The sequence below is a fragment of the Duganella flavida genome (genome assembly GCF_009857445.1).
GTDB lineage: Bacteria > Pseudomonadota > Gammaproteobacteria > Burkholderiales > Burkholderiaceae_D > Rugamonas > Rugamonas flavida.
Genome location: NZ_WWCN01000011.1, coordinates 128,413 through 142,674 on the forward strand (window position 1 = coordinate 128,413; position 14,262 = coordinate 142,674).

General features: G+C 61.5%; 14 protein-coding genes and 2 pseudogenes. 6 read left to right on the forward strand and 10 right to left on the reverse strand.

From position 1 onward, the window contains the following. Window positions 1-27: 27 nt before the first annotated feature. The gene (locus tag GTP46_RS17865) at window positions 28-1,896 is read left to right on the forward strand and encodes a flagellar assembly protein A (RefSeq protein ID WP_371869689.1); all 1,869 of its coding nucleotides are present in this window, start codon (window positions 28-30) and stop codon (window positions 1,894-1,896) included. Here the strand turns inward: GTP46_RS17865 and GTP46_RS17870 are convergent. After that, the gene (locus tag GTP46_RS17870; RefSeq protein ID WP_161007989.1) at window positions 1,893-2,783 is read right to left on the reverse strand and encodes a LysR family transcriptional regulator; all 891 of its coding nucleotides are present in this window, start codon (window positions 2,781-2,783) and stop codon (window positions 1,893-1,895) included. The genes GTP46_RS17865 and GTP46_RS17870 overlap by 4 nt on opposite strands. Before the next feature lie 77 nt (window positions 2,784-2,860). On the opposite strand from GTP46_RS17870, the gene GTP46_RS17875 reads away from it, so the two are divergent. Further along, window positions 2,861-3,577 (forward strand): sulfite exporter TauE/SafE family protein, encoded by a 717-nt coding sequence (locus GTP46_RS17875; protein ID WP_308495433.1) that lies wholly within the window; start codon window positions 2,861-2,863, stop codon window positions 3,575-3,577. On the opposite strand, the gene arfB is transcribed toward GTP46_RS17875, so the two are convergent. Then, window positions 3,567-3,962: an alternative ribosome rescue aminoacyl-tRNA hydrolase ArfB gene (gene arfB, locus GTP46_RS17880; RefSeq protein ID WP_161007991.1), complete on the reverse strand. Its 396-nt coding sequence runs from the start codon at window positions 3,960-3,962 to the stop codon at window positions 3,567-3,569. The two genes, GTP46_RS17875 and arfB, sit on opposite strands and share 11 nt — an antisense overlap. Window positions 3,963-4,077: 115 nt before the next feature. Between arfB and GTP46_RS17885 the strand changes: the two genes are divergently transcribed. Next, a complete protein-coding gene (locus GTP46_RS17885; RefSeq protein ID WP_161007992.1) occupies window positions 4,078-4,554 on the forward strand; it encodes a chemotaxis protein CheW in 477 nt (158 codons plus the stop codon). Between the two features lie 2 nt (window positions 4,555-4,556). On the opposite strand, the gene GTP46_RS17890 is transcribed toward GTP46_RS17885, so the two are convergent. The 5 genes from GTP46_RS17890 to GTP46_RS17910 form a co-directional block, all read right to left on the reverse strand. After that, complete coding sequence (locus GTP46_RS17890; RefSeq protein ID WP_161007993.1) at window positions 4,557-6,560, reverse strand: ATP-binding cassette domain-containing protein; 2,004 nt, start codon at window positions 6,558-6,560, stop codon at window positions 4,557-4,559. A gap of 3 nt (window positions 6,561-6,563) precedes the next feature. Continuing rightward, window positions 6,564-7,451, reverse strand: coding sequence for a 50S ribosomal protein L3 N(5)-glutamine methyltransferase (gene prmB, locus GTP46_RS17895; RefSeq protein ID WP_161007994.1), 888 nt, complete (start codon window positions 7,449-7,451; stop codon window positions 6,564-6,566). An 8-nt stretch (window positions 7,452-7,459) separates the two neighbouring features. Continuing rightward, complete coding sequence (dapE, locus tag GTP46_RS17900; RefSeq protein WP_161007995.1) at window positions 7,460-8,593, reverse strand: succinyl-diaminopimelate desuccinylase; 1,134 nt, start codon at window positions 8,591-8,593, stop codon at window positions 7,460-7,462. 1 nt (window position 8,594) lies between these two features. After that, window positions 8,595-8,948 (reverse strand): ArsC family reductase, encoded by a 354-nt coding sequence (locus GTP46_RS17905; protein WP_161007996.1) that lies wholly within the window; start codon window positions 8,946-8,948, stop codon window positions 8,595-8,597. A 67-nt stretch (window positions 8,949-9,015) separates the two neighbouring features. Then, the gene (locus GTP46_RS17910) at window positions 9,016-9,915 is read right to left on the reverse strand and encodes a LysR family transcriptional regulator (protein WP_161007997.1); all 900 of its coding nucleotides are present in this window, start codon (window positions 9,913-9,915) and stop codon (window positions 9,016-9,018) included. A 114-nt stretch (window positions 9,916-10,029) separates the two neighbouring features. Between GTP46_RS17910 and GTP46_RS17915 the strand changes: the two are divergent. The 3 genes and pseudogenes from GTP46_RS17915 to GTP46_RS17920 all read left to right on the forward strand — a co-directional run. Then, window positions 10,030-10,194: pseudogene (locus GTP46_RS17915) on the forward strand (polysaccharide deacetylase family protein); the annotation flags it as partial. Next, window positions 10,193-10,294 (forward strand): annotated as a pseudogene (locus GTP46_RS30385) (polysaccharide deacetylase family protein); the annotation flags it as partial. The pseudogenes GTP46_RS17915 and GTP46_RS30385, both read left to right, overlap by 2 nt. Before the next feature lie 12 nt (window positions 10,295-10,306). Next, complete coding sequence (locus GTP46_RS17920) at window positions 10,307-11,020, forward strand: SDR family oxidoreductase (protein WP_371869693.1); 714 nt, start codon at window positions 10,307-10,309, stop codon at window positions 11,018-11,020. Window positions 11,021-11,022: 2 nt separating this feature from the next. Here GTP46_RS17920 and GTP46_RS17925 read toward each other — a convergent pair whose 3' ends face one another. The 3 genes from GTP46_RS17925 to dapC are packed head-to-tail and all read right to left on the reverse strand — an operon-like array spanning window position 11,023 to window position 14,251. Continuing rightward, window positions 11,023-12,171 carry a PilT/PilU family type 4a pilus ATPase gene (locus GTP46_RS17925; protein WP_161007999.1) on the reverse strand — a complete coding sequence of 383 codons (1,149 nt, stop codon included), beginning with the start codon at window positions 12,169-12,171 and terminating at the stop codon, window positions 11,023-11,025. A 24-nt stretch (window positions 12,172-12,195) separates the two neighbouring features. After that, a complete protein-coding gene (dapD, locus tag GTP46_RS17930; protein WP_161008000.1) occupies window positions 12,196-13,023 on the reverse strand; it encodes a 2,3,4,5-tetrahydropyridine-2,6-dicarboxylate N-succinyltransferase in 828 nt (275 codons plus the stop codon). A 13-nt stretch (window positions 13,024-13,036) separates the two neighbouring features. Next, entirely contained in the window at window positions 13,037-14,251 is a 1,215-nt protein-coding gene (gene dapC, locus GTP46_RS17935) for a succinyldiaminopimelate transaminase (protein WP_161008001.1), read from the reverse strand. Between the last annotated feature and the right edge of the window lie 11 nt (window positions 14,252-14,262).

Here is a 14,262-nt window from a genome sequence, read left to right on the forward strand (position 1 = left end):
GACGTACATCTTCCTGGGGATTGCACTGTGTCAGACGACGCTACGGCGCTGGAACAAACTGCGGAAGGCGATCTGCCTGCAGCGATCGTCAAGCGGGCGGACGGCATCTACTTTGCAGCCGATGCCGCGGCAGTGGCTTGCTTGTCGGCGGTCAGCCAGATCTTCCTGAGCAGCGCCTTTTTTGTCGGTCTCGATTATGCGGTGTTCAGCAAGATGCTGTACAACGTGGGGCCCGATTTGCCGGACAGCCTGCGCGACAAGCCCCTGCTGCGCTTTGCCGATAGCATCGAGCCATTCCATGCGGCGCGGCGCGCGCTCTACAAAACCGTCAAGATCATCAACGGCGAAGCGGAGTACTACTTCGAGCCGGTGTTCTTTGAGGTGCCCGATATGCCGCCGCAGCCGGCGCGCTTGAACTTCGACGAATTCGTCTCCGACATGTGGGTCAAGGGCATCCGCTTTGGCATCGATGCGCCGGCGGTGCGCGATGTGATCGGCACGGGGCGGCTATCGCGCCTGATCGTGGCGCGGCGCTTGAACGCTACGCCGGGCAAGGACGCTACCATCGTTGAAGTGTCGCAGGATATCCACCGCAGCAATGCGCCGCTGGAGAAGGCCGACGGCAAGCTCGATTGGCAAACCTTCCAGAACCGCTTCCCGCAGGTGAAGCCCAACGTCAAACTGCTGCGCAAGGTGCCGCGTACGCCGGGTGTTCGCGGTTATGAATTGTCTGGCCTTGTGCTGGAGCCGCCGGTGCCCAAGGATATTGAGCTGGCCAGCGTGGCCGGCGAGGGCACGGTGATTGAGAATCTGCGCGGCAGCGAGTTTTTGGTGTCGGCGGTCGAAGGTTTTTTGAGCGTGGACTCAGGCAGCAAGCGCTTGTCGATCGGGCCGAAGATTATCAGCCGCGAAGGCGTGAGTGCACGCACCACGGGCAACCTGCAGCTCACCGGCGAGTATGAAGAATTCGGCGACGTGCAGGAACAGCGCTCGGTCGAAGGCGGCAACATCACCATTCACGGCGACGTGTTCGGGAACATCATCTCGCGTGGCGGCGACATCGTGCTGAGTAAAAATCTGATGGGCGGCTCGGCCACCAATGCCGACGGCGCAATCCGCGTGCAGGGCGTGGCCTCGGGCGCGGTGCTGCAGACCAAGCGCGGTGAGATCGCGCTGGCGCGCGCTGAAAGCTGCATCATCACCGGCACCCGCGTGGTGATCGGGGAGGCCAGCAACTGCGAGATCATCGCCGAGGAAGTGGTGATCAAAGTGGCCGAAGGCTGCGCCATCGCCGCGCGCAAAATCGAAATCGTGCACGCCGGGCCGCGCAAGCAGAACGAGATGCTGTTGTACGCGCTGGTGCCGGATACCTCCAAGTTCGACAAGAAGATCGCTGAACTGCAGCCGAAAGTGCAGCAGGCCGCGCGCGAAGCCGACGTGCGCAAGGCGGAGATGGACGCCATCACCAGCCAGACCGAAGTCCGTAACTACCTGACGCTGGCCACGCGCGTACGCAAGCGCGAAGTGACGCTGACGCCGGAGCAGGAGCCGCTATTCCACAAGATGGCGGAAAGCGTCGGCCCATCGCTGCGGCAGGTGGCGAAGATTTCGCTGAAGGTGAAAGCGGCGCAGGTGCAGCAGGAGCAGGCGCAGGAAGAGGTCAACCAGGTGCAGCGCCAGAAGAGCGCCGTTCAGCGTGGTGCGCGTTGCGTAGTGGAGCTACTGACCGGCGACGTGCTGCTGCGGACCATGACCTTCGTGCCAGGCGAACCGCCGCCCTACGACCGGCCGGCCAAAGAAGTCAAAGCCAAGGTACGCACCGCCGTGCCGGGTATGACCGTACTGCACAGCGGCCACATAGGCCCGATCAACTGGGCGCCGTATTTAGCGGATTAGTCGCTGCGAAGCGTTGCGACCAGTTCGCGCGCGTAGCCGGGGAGGGTGGCTTCGTCGCGCACGCAGATCAGCAGTTTTCGGTCGGCCCAATCATCGCTCAACTTTACGATGCGCAGGTCGTCAGGACTGCGGCGCGCTGCCGTTTCAGGCAGGATGGCCACGCCCGCGCCGCTGGCCACCATGCGGCAGATGGCTTCAAAGCTGCGCAGCCGGATTTTGCAATGCATGCGCCGTCCCAGTCGCGCTGCTTGTCCTGCGGTGTACTGTTGCAAGGCGCTGTCGCCGGCGAGGCCGATAAAGTCGTGGTCCAGCGCAGCGGCAAACCCCATGTGGCGTTTGTGGCCCAGCGTCTTCGCCAGCGGATGGTTGCGCACCATGACCAGTACTAGTGGATCGTCGCGGAAGGGGAAGGTTTGCAGCGCCGCGCGGTCTGCTGCGTCCGTGATGATGCCGATGTCCGCCGCGCCATCGGCAACTGCCTGCACGATATCGTGGCTCAGGCGCTCTTCGAGATTGATGCTCAGTTGCGGATGCGCGGCCAGGAAGGCTGCCAGCGCATCCGGCAAAAACTCGGTCATGGCGGAGGTGTTGCACAGCAGGCGCACCTGTCCTTTGAGGCCGCCGGCAAATTGCGCCAGTTCGGCGTGCATGTCTTCCACCTGCCGCAGCACGATGCGGGCGTGCTGCAATAGTGCGCGTCCGGCCTCGGTTGGCTCGGCACCGCGTCGTCCGCGCTGGAGTAGCGGCACGTTGAGCGCTTCCTCCATGCCGCGCACGCGCGCGCTGGCAGAGGGCAGCGCCAGATGCGCCAGCGCTGCACCAGCTGTGATGCTGCCGCTTTCGGCGATGTGGACGAATAGCTGGAGGTCGGTCAGGTCGAAGCGCATAGCCTATGTTTTATCCGAAGTCTGGCTCAGTATATTCCAGATATTCAGCCGCCGTCCGGCGCGGCACAATGGCAGGCATGGATACCTTATTTATTGCTGCAGTTTTCGTACTGGCCGGTGTTGTTAAAGGCGTCACCGGCATGGGCTTGCCGACCGTGGCTGTGGCCTTGCTTACTCTGCGCATGTCGCCGCTGGAAGCCGCCGCGCTGCTGATCGTGCCTTCGTCTGTGACGAATGTATGGCAACTGGCAACCGGACCGGCGTTATATCCGCTCTTGCTGCGCTTTCGCTGGCTGCTGTTGGCGGTTTGCGCCGGCACGGCGTGCGCGCCACTGCTGGGCGCTGCGGCGTGGAGCGGTGCAGTGCTTGGGTTGGCGCTGGTGGGCTATGGCGTGCTGGGACTCACGGGCTGGCGCATGCGCGTCGCGCCATCGGCCGAGCGCTGGGCGGGACCGCTGGCCGGTGCTGCCACTGGTGTCATGGCCGGCGTCACCGGCGTGTTCGTGATGCCAGTCGCTCCTTATCTGCAAGCGCTCAACCTGGGCAATGATGACTTGATACAGGCCATGGGCATGGCCTTCACCGTTGCCACGCTGGCGCTGGCGGTGATGCTGACGGTGCGCGGCGAATGGCACGCAGCGGCGGCAGGCAACTCCTTGTTGGCGCTGATCCCGGCCGTCGCCGGCATGCAGCTCGGCCAGTGGCTGCGCGACCGCATGCCGCCGGCCGTGTTCCGCCGCTGCTTCTTCATCGCGTTATTGGCGCTGGGCGTGCACCAGTTGTTCAGAATGTGACTTTGCCGCGCATCTGTTTGCGTTCGCCATCCTTGGCTTTGCCGTCAAGGCGACGGCGCTGCGAGCTATAGGTCGGCTTGGTGGCGCGGCGGATGGGCGGCAATACGGACACGCCATCCACCATCTCCTGCAAGCGGCGTAAGGCATCCTCTTTGTTCGCCTCAAGGCTGCGCGATTGCTGTGCCTTTAGCACCACCACGCCTTCACGCGTAATGCGGCTGTCGCGCAAGGCCAGCAGGCGCTCCTTGATATAGTCGGGCAGCGACGAAGCGCCGATGTCGAAGCGCGCATGAATGGCGTTGGACACCTTGTTCACATTCTGCCCGCCCGGCCCCTGGGCGCGGATGGCGATGAATTCGACGTCGTGCGGATGGATGATGTTCATGTGGCGATTGTAGCAAACATGCGGCTTGCGCCGGGTTAGCTTGATGCGCCTCAACGCCTGCGGGCGATCGCGCGGTTAGGATGGCACTTGCTGTTCCCCGAACGAAAGGATCATCATGTCTTCTTCGATAACGCAAGCCGCCGCCGGCGAGGCGCGCCAGTATCTGGTTTTCAGGCTCGGCGGACTCGATTACGCGCTGGATTTCAATAAGGTGCAGGAGCTGCGGCCCTTGCAGGCATTGGAGCGCTTTTCGTCGGATGGGGAAATTGTCACCGGCGTGGTGGTATCGCGCGGGGTGATTATGCCGATTGTCGACATGCGCATCGCCTTCGGTCCGCGCCCGCCGCAGCATGATCCGCTGACGGATGTGATCATCCTCAAGCTGTCCAGCTGCGTGATGGGGATGGTGGTGGATGGAGTGACGGATATCGTAGCGCTCAAGCCGGAACAGATCCAGCCGATTGCCGGCGCTGGCGCAGTTGATTACCTGACCGGCCTTGGTGAACTGGATGGACGCCGCCTGATCGTGGTCGACATCGATAAGCTGATGTCGATCCGCAAAGTGCAGTTCGGCGCCCGGCAGGCGGCTTAGGTTTAACCCAGTGCTTCCAGCTGCTCCTGCAATTCCAGCCACTCGCCTTCCAGATCACTCAAATCCTTGGTGATGGAAGTCTGGTCAGCCAGTAGCTGTTTCAGCTTGGCCTTGTTGGCGGCGTCGTAGATCGACTCTTCGCCCAACTGGGCATCGACGTCGGCCTTCTTCGCCGTCAGCTTGGCGATCTGCTCGTCCAGCTTCTTGATCTTCTGCTCAATCGGCTTGCGCTCTGCGGACAAGCGCTGGCGATCTTCTGCTTCTTTGCGTTTCTGCTCTTTGCTTAGCTGCGGCGCAGGCGCTGCAGGCTTGGGCGGCGCGACCGGCGACTGCACCGGGAACGCCGTCTTGTTCTCTTTGCCCGCAGCCGGCAGCACGTCGGTGCCCTTACCCAGCTTGGTCTGGAACAGCCAATCCTTGTAGTCATCCAGGTCGCCGTCGAACGGTTGCAGCTTGCCGTCGGCAACGATGATGAATTGGTCGGTGGTTGCGCGCAGCAGGTGGCGATCGTGCGATACCACCACCAGCGTGCCTTCAAACTGCGCCAGCGCTTCGGTCAGTGCCTCGCGGGTTTCCAGATCCAGGTGATTGGTTGGTTCATCAAGCAGCAGCAGGTTAGGGCGCTGCCACACGATCAGTGCCAGTGCCAGGCGCGCCTTCTCGCCACCGGAGAACGGCGCGATCGAGCTGGTGACCATGGTGCCAGGGAAGTTGAAGCCACCGAGGAAGTTGCGCAGTTCCTGCTCGCGCGTGGTCGGCGCAATCTTCGCCAAGTGCCACAGCGGCGATTCGTCGTGACGCAGCATCTCCACCTGGTGCTGGGCGAAGTAGCCGATGTTCAGCCCTTTGCCGGTGGTTGATTCACCGGTCAGCGGCATCAATTCGCCGGCGATGGTTTTGATCAGCGTCGACTTACCGGCGCCGTTAATGCCCAGCAGGCCGATACGCTGGCCGATTTGCAGCGAGAAGTTGATGTCGCGGACGATGGTTTTCTCGGAGATGTCGCCAGTTTTTTCGTCTTCGCTACGGTAGCCGGCGTTGACGTCTTCCATCACCAGCAGCGGGTTAGGTGCGTTCAGCGGTTCACGGAATTCAAACGAGAATTCGGCGGCGGCGCGCAACGGCGCCAGTTCTTCCATCTTGGCCAGTGCCTTCATACGGCTCTGTGCCTGACGCGCTTTGGAGGCCTGTGCCTTGAAGCGGTTGACGAAGGATTCCAGGTGGGCGCGCTTGCGCTGCTGCTTTTCCAGTGCGCCGGCGGCAAGAATCATCTGCGCTGCGCGTTGGCGCTCAAACGCCGAGTAGTTACCCGAGTAGCGCTTCAGTTTGCGCTCGTCGATGTGCACCACAACGTTGACGATTTCGTCGAGGAAGTCGCGATCGTGGGAGATGATGAGCAGCGTGCCGGTGTAGCGTTTCAGCCAGTCTTCCAGCCAGATGATGGCGTCCAGATCCAAGTGGTTGGTCGGTTCATCGAGCAGCAGCAGATCGGAAGGGCACATCAGCGCTTGCGCCAGATTCAGGCGCATACGCCAGCCACCCGAGAAGCTGGCCACCGGCTGCTGCATCTGGTCGAGCGAGAAGCCAAGACCCAGCAGCAGCTGTTCACCGCGCGACTGCACGGTGTAGGCGTCAGCGTCGGCCAGCGCGCTGTAGATTTCGCCCATGGCGATGCCGTTCTCGTTGGATTCCGGCTCGGATTCCAGGCGTGCCAATTCGGCTTCCAGCTTGCGCAGATTGACGTCGCCGTCGATAGCGTAATCGAGGGCAGCGCGTTCCAGCGGCGGGGTTTCCTGCGCCACGTAAGCGACGCGCCATTTAGCCGGGAAGTCGATATCGCCGGCGTCTGGATGCAGCTCGTTGCGCATCATCGCGAACAGGCTGGATTTGCCGGCGCCATTGGCGCCGATCAAACCGATTTTGTCGCCCGGGTTGAGGGTAACGTCGACTTGTTCCAGCAGCGGCTTCACGCCGCGCATCAGGCTTACTTGGTTGAAGCGAATCATAGTTTACAGTTTCAGTTGGTCGGCCGTCAGCAGGAAGACCATGTCGTCGCCGTTGCTGGTGGTGAGCCAGGTCAGGCCCATTTCACCGAATGCAGCTTCAGCGAATTCTTTTTCATTGCCGATTTCGACGATCAGGATACCGTCGTCGGTCAGGCGTTCAGCAGCACCGGCCACGATGCGGCGCACCAGGTCCATGCCGTCCTTGCCACCATCCAGTGCCAGCTCAGGCTCGGCGCGGTATTCCATCGGCAGTTTGCTCATCGAGGACGAGTTCACGTACGGCGGGTTGGTGATGATCAGGTCATACTTCTTGTTCGGCACATTGGCGTACAGGTCGGACTGGATCAGCGTCAGGCGGTTTTCCAGTTCGTAGGTGGCCACGTTGCGCTTGGCGACTTCCAACGCGTCGGCCGAAATGTCGACCGCATCCACCGCCGCATCCGGGAAGGCGTCCGCCATCATGATGGCGAGGCAGCCGGAGCCCGTGCACAGTTCGAGGATGTTGGCCACGTTCTCAGGCTCGTTGACCCACGGCGCGAAGTACTCAGGAATCAGTTCAGCGATGAAGGAGCGCGGCACGATGGTACGCTCGTCCACGTAGAAGCGATAAGAGCCCAGCCACGCCTCGTTGGTGATGTAGGCCGCCGGCACGCGTTCGTCGGTGCGGCGGCTAATCACGGCCATCACCGCCGCCACTTCTTCCGGCAGCAGCTTCGCATCGAGGAATGGATCGAGGCGGTCCAGCGGCAGCTTGAGCGTGTGCAGGATCAGGTAAGCTGCTTCGTCAAACGCTTCCGCGCTGCCGTGGCCGAAGAACAGCTGGGCAGTGTTGAAGCGGGTGACGGCGTAGCGCAACAGGTCGCGCGGCGTGGTGAATGGAGTGGTGGTCATGGCTTTTATTATGTGAGCAGGTTTTCCAGCGTGCGGCGATAAATATTCTTCAGCGGATCGACGAAACGCAGTTCGATATGCTCATCGATCTTGTGAATGCTGGCATTCGGGGGGCCGAATTCTATCACTTGCGGGCAGATCTGCGCGATAAAGCGGCCGTCCGAGGTGCCGCCGGTGGTCGACAGTTCGGTGTCCACGCCGGTTTCCGATTTGATCGCCGACGACAGCGCATCGCTCAGCGTGCCGCGCGGGGTCAGGAACGGCAGGCCGCTCAGCGCCCATTTCAGGTCGTAGTGCAAATTGTGCTTGTCCAGGATGGCGTGCACGCGGCGCTTCAGGTCTTCGTGCGTGCTGGCGGTGGAGAAGCGGAAGTTGAAGTCAACGACCATCTCGCCCGGAATGACGTTGTTGGCGCCAGTGCCGGCGTTAATGTTCGACATCTGCCACGAGGTAGGCAGGTAGTACTCGTTGCCGTGGTCCCATACTTCCGCTGCCAGTTCGGCCAGCGCTGGCGCGCCGAGGTGGATCGGGTTCTTGGCCAGCTGTGGGTAGGCGATGTGGCCTTGTACCCCTTTGATCGTCAGTTTGCCGGACAGTGAGCCGCGACGGCCGTTCTTGATCATGTCGCCCAGCGTTTCGTCCGAAGTCGGTTCGCCGACGATGCAGTAGTCCAGCGTTTCGCCGCGCTCTTTCAGCATATTGCAGACGATGACGGTACCGTCGGTGGCCGGACCTTCTTCATCGCTGGTGATCAGGAAAGCGATCGAACCTTTGTGGTCGGCGTGCTTGGCGATGAACTCTTCGCAGGCCACGACGAAAGCGGCGATCGAGGTTTTCATGTCGGCTGCGCCGCGGCCATAGAGCTTGCCGTCGCGGTGCGTAGGCGTGAAGGGCTGCGAGCGCCATTGTTCGACTGGGCCGGTCGGCACCACGTCGGTGTGGCCCGCAAATACCATCACCGGCGAAGTGGTGCCACGGCGCGCCCACAGATTGGTCACGCCGTTCGATGCGATGGTTTCGCAGACGAAGCCCAGCGGGGTCAGGATGTCGATCAGGTGCTGCTGGCAGCCTTTGTCGTCCGGCGTTACGGAGGACAGGGAGATCAGCTTTTCGGTCAGCGCCAGGGTCTTGGATGGAGTCATATCAGCTATTGAAAATTTGTTGGTACTGCGCGTCGGAGAAGCCGACTGCGAAGGTGCCGCTCTTGTCCAGCACCGGGCGCTTGATCACGGATGGATTTTCCAGCATCAGGGCGATGGCCGCTTCGTCGTCAACGATGGACGCCTTGCGTTCATCGGACAGGGCGCGCCAAGTGGTGCCCTTGCGGTTCACCAGTACATCGCGCGACAGATGTTTAAGCCAGCCTGCGACGATGTCGCGCGAGAGGCCCTGCTTTTTAAAATCGTGGAAAACAAAATCCTGCTGCTGGTCGGCCAGCCAGGTACGTGCTTTTTTGACGGTATCGCAGTTCGGGATACCGTAGACAGTAATGGTCATGATAAGTCGGGAAAGTTAGACCCGATAGGATACCACGCCGGAGGGGCTTCACCACTGATGGCGGCCACTAAGCATCCCAGCGCCAGGCCTGTTGTAGCCTGGCCTGCAGATAGTCGATGAAGGCGCGCACGCGTGGCGCCAGGTTCTGGCTGTGCGGGAAGATGGCCTGCAGCGGCGCGGTCGTCATCGAATGGGCGGGCAGCACGCGCTGCAAGCGCCCGGCGAGGATGTCGTCGCCCACGTCCCAGATCGATTTGACTACGATGCCTGCGGCTTGCAGCGCCAAGGCATGCGCCGCCTGGCCATCGTTGGTAATCAGGGCGCCGTTCACGCGCACCGCCACCTGTTCTTCGCCATGGAATCGCCATTCTGCGCGGCGCTGTTCGCCGATCAGGATGCAGCGGTGCTGCGCCAGTTCCGCTGGATGCGAGGGTGTGCCGTATTGCGCCAGATAGGCCGGCGCAGCACAGGCCACGCGATAGTTGGGCGCCAACCGGCGCGCCACCAGTGTGGAATCTTCCAGGCTGCCGAAGCGGATGGCCAGATCGTGGCCGCTTTCCAGCAGGTTGAGTACCGCGTCGCTCAAGTCCAGTTGTATCGCCAGTTGCGGGTGCTGGCGCTGGAAGTCCGCCACAATCGGAACGATGTGCTGGCGGCCGAATTCTCCCGGCGCGGTCACACGTAGCAAACCGCTGATCTCGCGCCGGCTGCTAGACAGCAGTGTTTCCGCTTGTTCGATTTCGTCGAGGATGCGCAGCACGCGCGCGTGGAACAGGGTACCTTCTTCGGTCAGCGCCTGGCGGCGCGTGGTCCGTTGCAGCAGCCGGACGCCGAGGCTTTTCTCCAACTGCGCCATGCGCTTGCTAATGACCGATAGCGGCAGGTCCAGCTCACGCGCAGCGGCCGACATGCTGCCCGCGCTGACGATGCGTGCAAAGGCGGATAGGGCGGGCAGGTCGTCAATCATGGTGGTTGATTATTCGCGAAATGGAAAATATGTATAACCCAAAAGAGGCTATTTCTGCGAGTTGCAGGCTCCTATTATAGCTACATCGACTACCCAACTATTGCTGAAGGAGAGATGATGAAGTTATCCGCCGAACCGGCGAGCAGCGCGCGCCGTCAATTCCTGGGCCAGGCCGGCGATTTCTGGCCCGGTAATGCGCGGCTGGCGATTTCGATTTCCATGCAGTTCGAGGCGGGCGGCCAGCCACCGAAGGGTACCGACAGCCCATTCCCGAAAGTGGGCGAAATCGCACCCCGGCGTAGTTTTCATGCGCAAGGATGACATAGCACGCTTTGCAGCAGGCAGCACGAACACCTTACGTGAAACCGAAACCATTTAATTCAGGAGAATCATCATGAGCAAACTCGAAGGCAAAAAAGTACTGGTTGTTGGCGGCAGTTCCGGCATTGGCGAAGCATCGGCGCAAGCGCTGGCAGCGCTGGGCGCAGAGGTGACAATCGCCTCGCGTGATCCGGCCAAATTGCAGGCAGCGGCGGAGCGGCTGGGTGGTGCGGTGCGCACTGCTGTTCTGGATACCTCGAACGATGCCGCCGTCGAAGCGTTCTTCGCTGCGCAGGGGGAATACGATCATGTGGTGATCTCGGCGGCGCAGACGGCGTCCGGGCCGGTGCGTCAGCTGCCGCTGGTGGATGCGTATGCGGCCATGAACAGCAAGTTCTGGGGCTCGTACCGTGTGGCGCGCGCCGTCAAAATCGCGGCTGGCGGTTCGTTGACGCTGGTGTCGGGCTTCCTGGCCAATCGCCCTAGTAAGACCTCGGTGCTGCAAGGCGCGATCAATGCAGCGCTGGAATCGCTGGGACGCGGGCTGGCGCTGGAGCTGTCGCCGGTGCGCGTGAATACGGTGTCGCCGGGGATGGTCGCCACGCCGATGTGGGGCGGCAGCGATGAGGCGCGCACGGCCAAGTTTGACGCCGTCGCATCGCGGTTGCCTGCGCAGCGCATCGGGCAGCCGGAAGACTTGGCCAACGCCGTCGTCTATCTGGTCACCACGCCATATGCCACTGGCTCCACGGTGCTGGTGGATGGCGGCGGCATAATCGCTTGAGTTTAAGTATTGAGCGTGAACTCGGTGAACGAGGCCTCGCTGGGCGAGGCCTTGGGGGCTTCCGGCTCGTCGGCCTTGGCGAGTTTGCTGTCCGGGCCATTATTCAATAGCCAGAGCAGGTTGGTAGCGGAATCCGCGTTGGCCAGCGCTTCGTCCTGGCTGACCAGGCCATCCTGCACCAGCTTGAGCAAGGCCTGCTCGAACGATTGCGAGCCGGGCGACATGCTCTTTTCCATCGCCTCCTTGATCTGGCCAATTTCGCCTTTCTCGATCAGGTCCGCGATGTAGCGGGTGTTAACCATCACTTCCACCGCCGCCGAGCGCGTGCCGCCGTTGAGCGAGCGGACCAGCCGTTGCGACACGATGGCTTTCACGGTGCTCGACAAATCCTGCAGCAGCGCCGCGCGGTTTTCGATCGGGTAGAAGCTGATGATGCGGTTTAAAGCGTTGTAGCTGTTATTCGCGTGCAGCGTAGCCAGCACCAGGTGGCCCGACTGTGCGTACGCCAATGCGGCGGCCATGGTTTCCTTGTCGCGGATTTCGCCGATCAGGATGCAGTCCGGCGCCTGGCGCATGGAGTTGCGCAGCGCGGTGTAGAAGTCCTTGGCGTCGCTGCCGATCTCGCGCTGGTTGACGATGGATTTTTTATTGCGGAACAGGTACTCGATCGGATCTTCCAGCGTCAGGATATGGCCGGAGCGCAGTTCGTTGCGATGATCCAGCATCGAGGCGATGGTGGTCGATTTGCCGGAGCCGGTGGAACCCACCAGCAGCAGCAATCCGCGCTTTTCCATGATCAGGTCTGCCAGCACCGGCGGCAGCTGAAGGTCGGCCAGCAGCGGAATGGTAGCGGGCACAAAGCGGAACACGGCGGAGATGCTGCCGCGCTGCTTGAACGCGGACAGGCGGAAGCGGCCCAGGTTAGGCACCGATACGCCCATGTTTAATTCATTGGTGGCGGCCAGTTCGTCCATCTGCTCCGGCGTGGCGATTTCCGCCAGCAGGGCATGAATGTTTTCTGGTTCCAGCTTTTGCTGGTTAATGGGAATCAGGTTCCCATTGATTTTGATGTGAACCGGAGAGTTCACCGCGAAGAACATGTCCGACGCGTTTTTTTCCTTCATGAGTTGGAACAGGCGGTCCATGGCCATGGTGAGTCTCCGGTTTAAATCACTTTAGATACCGCGCAGCAGTTCGTTGATGCCGGTTTTTGAGCGGGTCTGTGCATCGACGCGCTTGACGATCACCGCGCAGTACAGCGAGTACTTGCCGTCGTCCGAAGGCAGCGAGCCCGATACCACGACCGAACCCGATGGCACGCGGCCGTAGGTGATTTCGCCGGTGGTGCGGTCGTAGATCTTGGTCGACTGGCCGATGTACACGCCCATCGAGATCACCGAGTTCTCTTCCACGATCACGCCTTCAACGATTTCCGAACGCGCGCCGATGAAGCAGTTGTCTTCGATGATGGTTGGATTGGCTTGCATCGGTTCCAGCACGCCGCCGATGCCCACGCCGCCCGACAGGTGGACGTTCTTGCCGATCTGCGCGCACGAACCAACGGTGGCCCAGGTGTCTACCATTGCGCCTTCATCGACGTAAGCGCCGATGTTGACGTAGGAAGGCATCAGCACCACGTTCTTGGCGATGAAGGAGCCACGGCGCGCCACAGCTGGCGGCACCACGCGGAAGCCGCCCTTGGCGAAATCTTCAGCGGTGTAGTTGGCGAACTTGGTTGGAACCTTGTCGTAGAACTGCATGGTGCCATCCGATGGCAGGACCACGTTGTTCTCCAGGCGGAACGACAGCAGCACGGCCTTCTTGACCCACTGGTTGACAACCCAGGTGCCGGTGGCTTTGTCGGCCACGCGGATGGTGCCTGCGTCCAGGCCTGCCAGCACGTGGTTGACGGCGTCGCGCAGTTCAGCCGAACCGTTGGCTGGGTTGATGTTGGCGCGGTCTTCCCATGCCTGGTCGATGATCTGTTGCAGTTGTTGGCTCATGATTAACTCAATCTTATTTGTTAAGGGATTTGCAGAATTGGACGATGCGCTGCGCGGCTTCCAGGCCTTCCGCCGTTTCGGCGACCAGCGCCATGCGGATGCGGTTGCGGCCAGGGTTGATGCCGTGCGCTTCGCGCGCCAGATAGCTACCCGGCAGTACGGTGACATTATATTCGGCGTACAGGCGCTGGGCGAATTCGGTGTCCGACAGGCCGGTGCGGCTGACGTCGGCCCACAGGTAGAAACCGGCGTCCGGGAGTTCCACGTCCAGCACTTCCTTCAGTAGCGGAGTGATGGCGTTGAACTTGGCGCGGTATTGTTCGCGGTTTTGTTCGACATGGGTTTCGTCGTTCCAGGCCGCGATCGACGCAGCTTGCACGGAGAGGCTCATGGCGCCGCCGTGATAGGTGCGGTACAACAGGAATTTCTTCAGTACTTCGGCATCGCCGGCCACGAAGCCCGAGCGCATGCCCGGCACGTTGGAGCGCTTGGACAGGCTGCTGAACACGACCAGGCGCGCGTAAGGACGCTCGATGGTGGCGAGGCCCAGCTGGTGGGCTGCTTCCATCGCGCCCAGCGGCGGCTGCTCGCCGTGATAAATCTCGGAGTAGCACTCGTCGGCGGCGATCACGAAGTTGTAGCGCTCCGACAGGGCGAACAAATGTTCCCAGTCAGTCAGCGACAGTACCGCGCCGGTCGGATTGCCCGGCGAGCAGACGAACAGCAAAGCAACACGCTTCCAGACTTCTTCCGGAATGCTGTCGTAGTCGCAGCCGAAATTACGGGCCGGGTCGGAGTTGACGAAGTACGGCTCGGCGCCAGCCAGGTAGGCCGCGCCTTCGTAGATCTGGTAGAACGGATTCGGGCTGACCACGATCGACTTGGCATCCTTGTCGATCACCGCCTGCGCCAGCGCGAATAGTGCTTCGCGCGAACCGTTCACCGGCAGCACCTGTGTGGCCGGATTCAGTTTCGGCAGGTTGTAGCGGCGTTCCAGCCAGGCGGCGATGGCGTTGCGCATCTCCGGCGAGCCTATGGTGGTCGGGTAGATGGCGAGGCCGTCGACATTGTCGATTAGCGCCTGCTCGATGAATTGTGGCGTAGGATGCTTTGGTTCTCCCATGCCCAGACTAATGGCCTTGTGCTGAGGGCTGGCAGTGACTTGCTCAAACAGCAGACGCAGTTTTTCGAACGGGTAGGGATGAAGCTTGTCGAGAAGTGGATTCATAGTCTTTGATT

Excerpts from the sequence above, each read along its gene's own strand:
- arfB (WP_161007991.1), bottom strand. The coding sequence starts at position 3,962 with ATGAACATCATCCATCCGCACGACGTCGAATTCATCGCCATCCGCGCC.
- prmB (WP_161007994.1), bottom strand. The coding sequence starts at position 7,451 with ATGACCACCACTCCATTCACCACGCCGCGCGACCTGTTGCGCTACGCC.
- GTP46_RS17870 (WP_161007989.1), bottom strand. The coding sequence starts at position 2,783 with ATGCGCTTCGACCTGACCGACCTCCAGCTATTCGTCCACATCGCCGAA.
- dapD (WP_161008000.1), bottom strand. The coding sequence starts at position 13,023 with ATGAGCCAACAACTGCAACAGATCATCGACCAGGCATGGGAAGACCGC.
- GTP46_RS17905 (WP_161007996.1), bottom strand. The coding sequence starts at position 8,948 with ATGACCATTACTGTCTACGGTATCCCGAACTGCGATACCGTCAAAAAA.
- dapC (WP_161008001.1), bottom strand. The coding sequence starts at position 14,251 with ATGAATCCACTTCTCGACAAGCTTCATCCCTACCCGTTCGAAAAACTG.
- GTP46_RS17890 (WP_161007993.1), bottom strand. The coding sequence starts at position 6,560 with ATGATTCGCTTCAACCAAGTAAGCCTGATGCGCGGCGTGAAGCCGCTG.
- GTP46_RS17875 (WP_308495433.1), top strand. The coding sequence starts at position 2,861 with ATGGATACCTTATTTATTGCTGCAGTTTTCGTACTGGCCGGTGTTGTT.
- GTP46_RS17910 (WP_161007997.1), bottom strand. The coding sequence starts at position 9,915 with ATGATTGACGACCTGCCCGCCCTATCCGCCTTTGCACGCATCGTCAGC.
- GTP46_RS17925 (WP_161007999.1), bottom strand. The coding sequence starts at position 12,171 with ATGGCCATGGACCGCCTGTTCCAACTCATGAAGGAAAAAAACGCGTCG.
- GTP46_RS17885 (WP_161007992.1), top strand. The coding sequence starts at position 4,078 with ATGTCTTCTTCGATAACGCAAGCCGCCGCCGGCGAGGCGCGCCAGTAT.
- dapE (WP_161007995.1), bottom strand. The coding sequence starts at position 8,593 with ATGACTCCATCCAAGACCCTGGCGCTGACCGAAAAGCTGATCTCCCTG.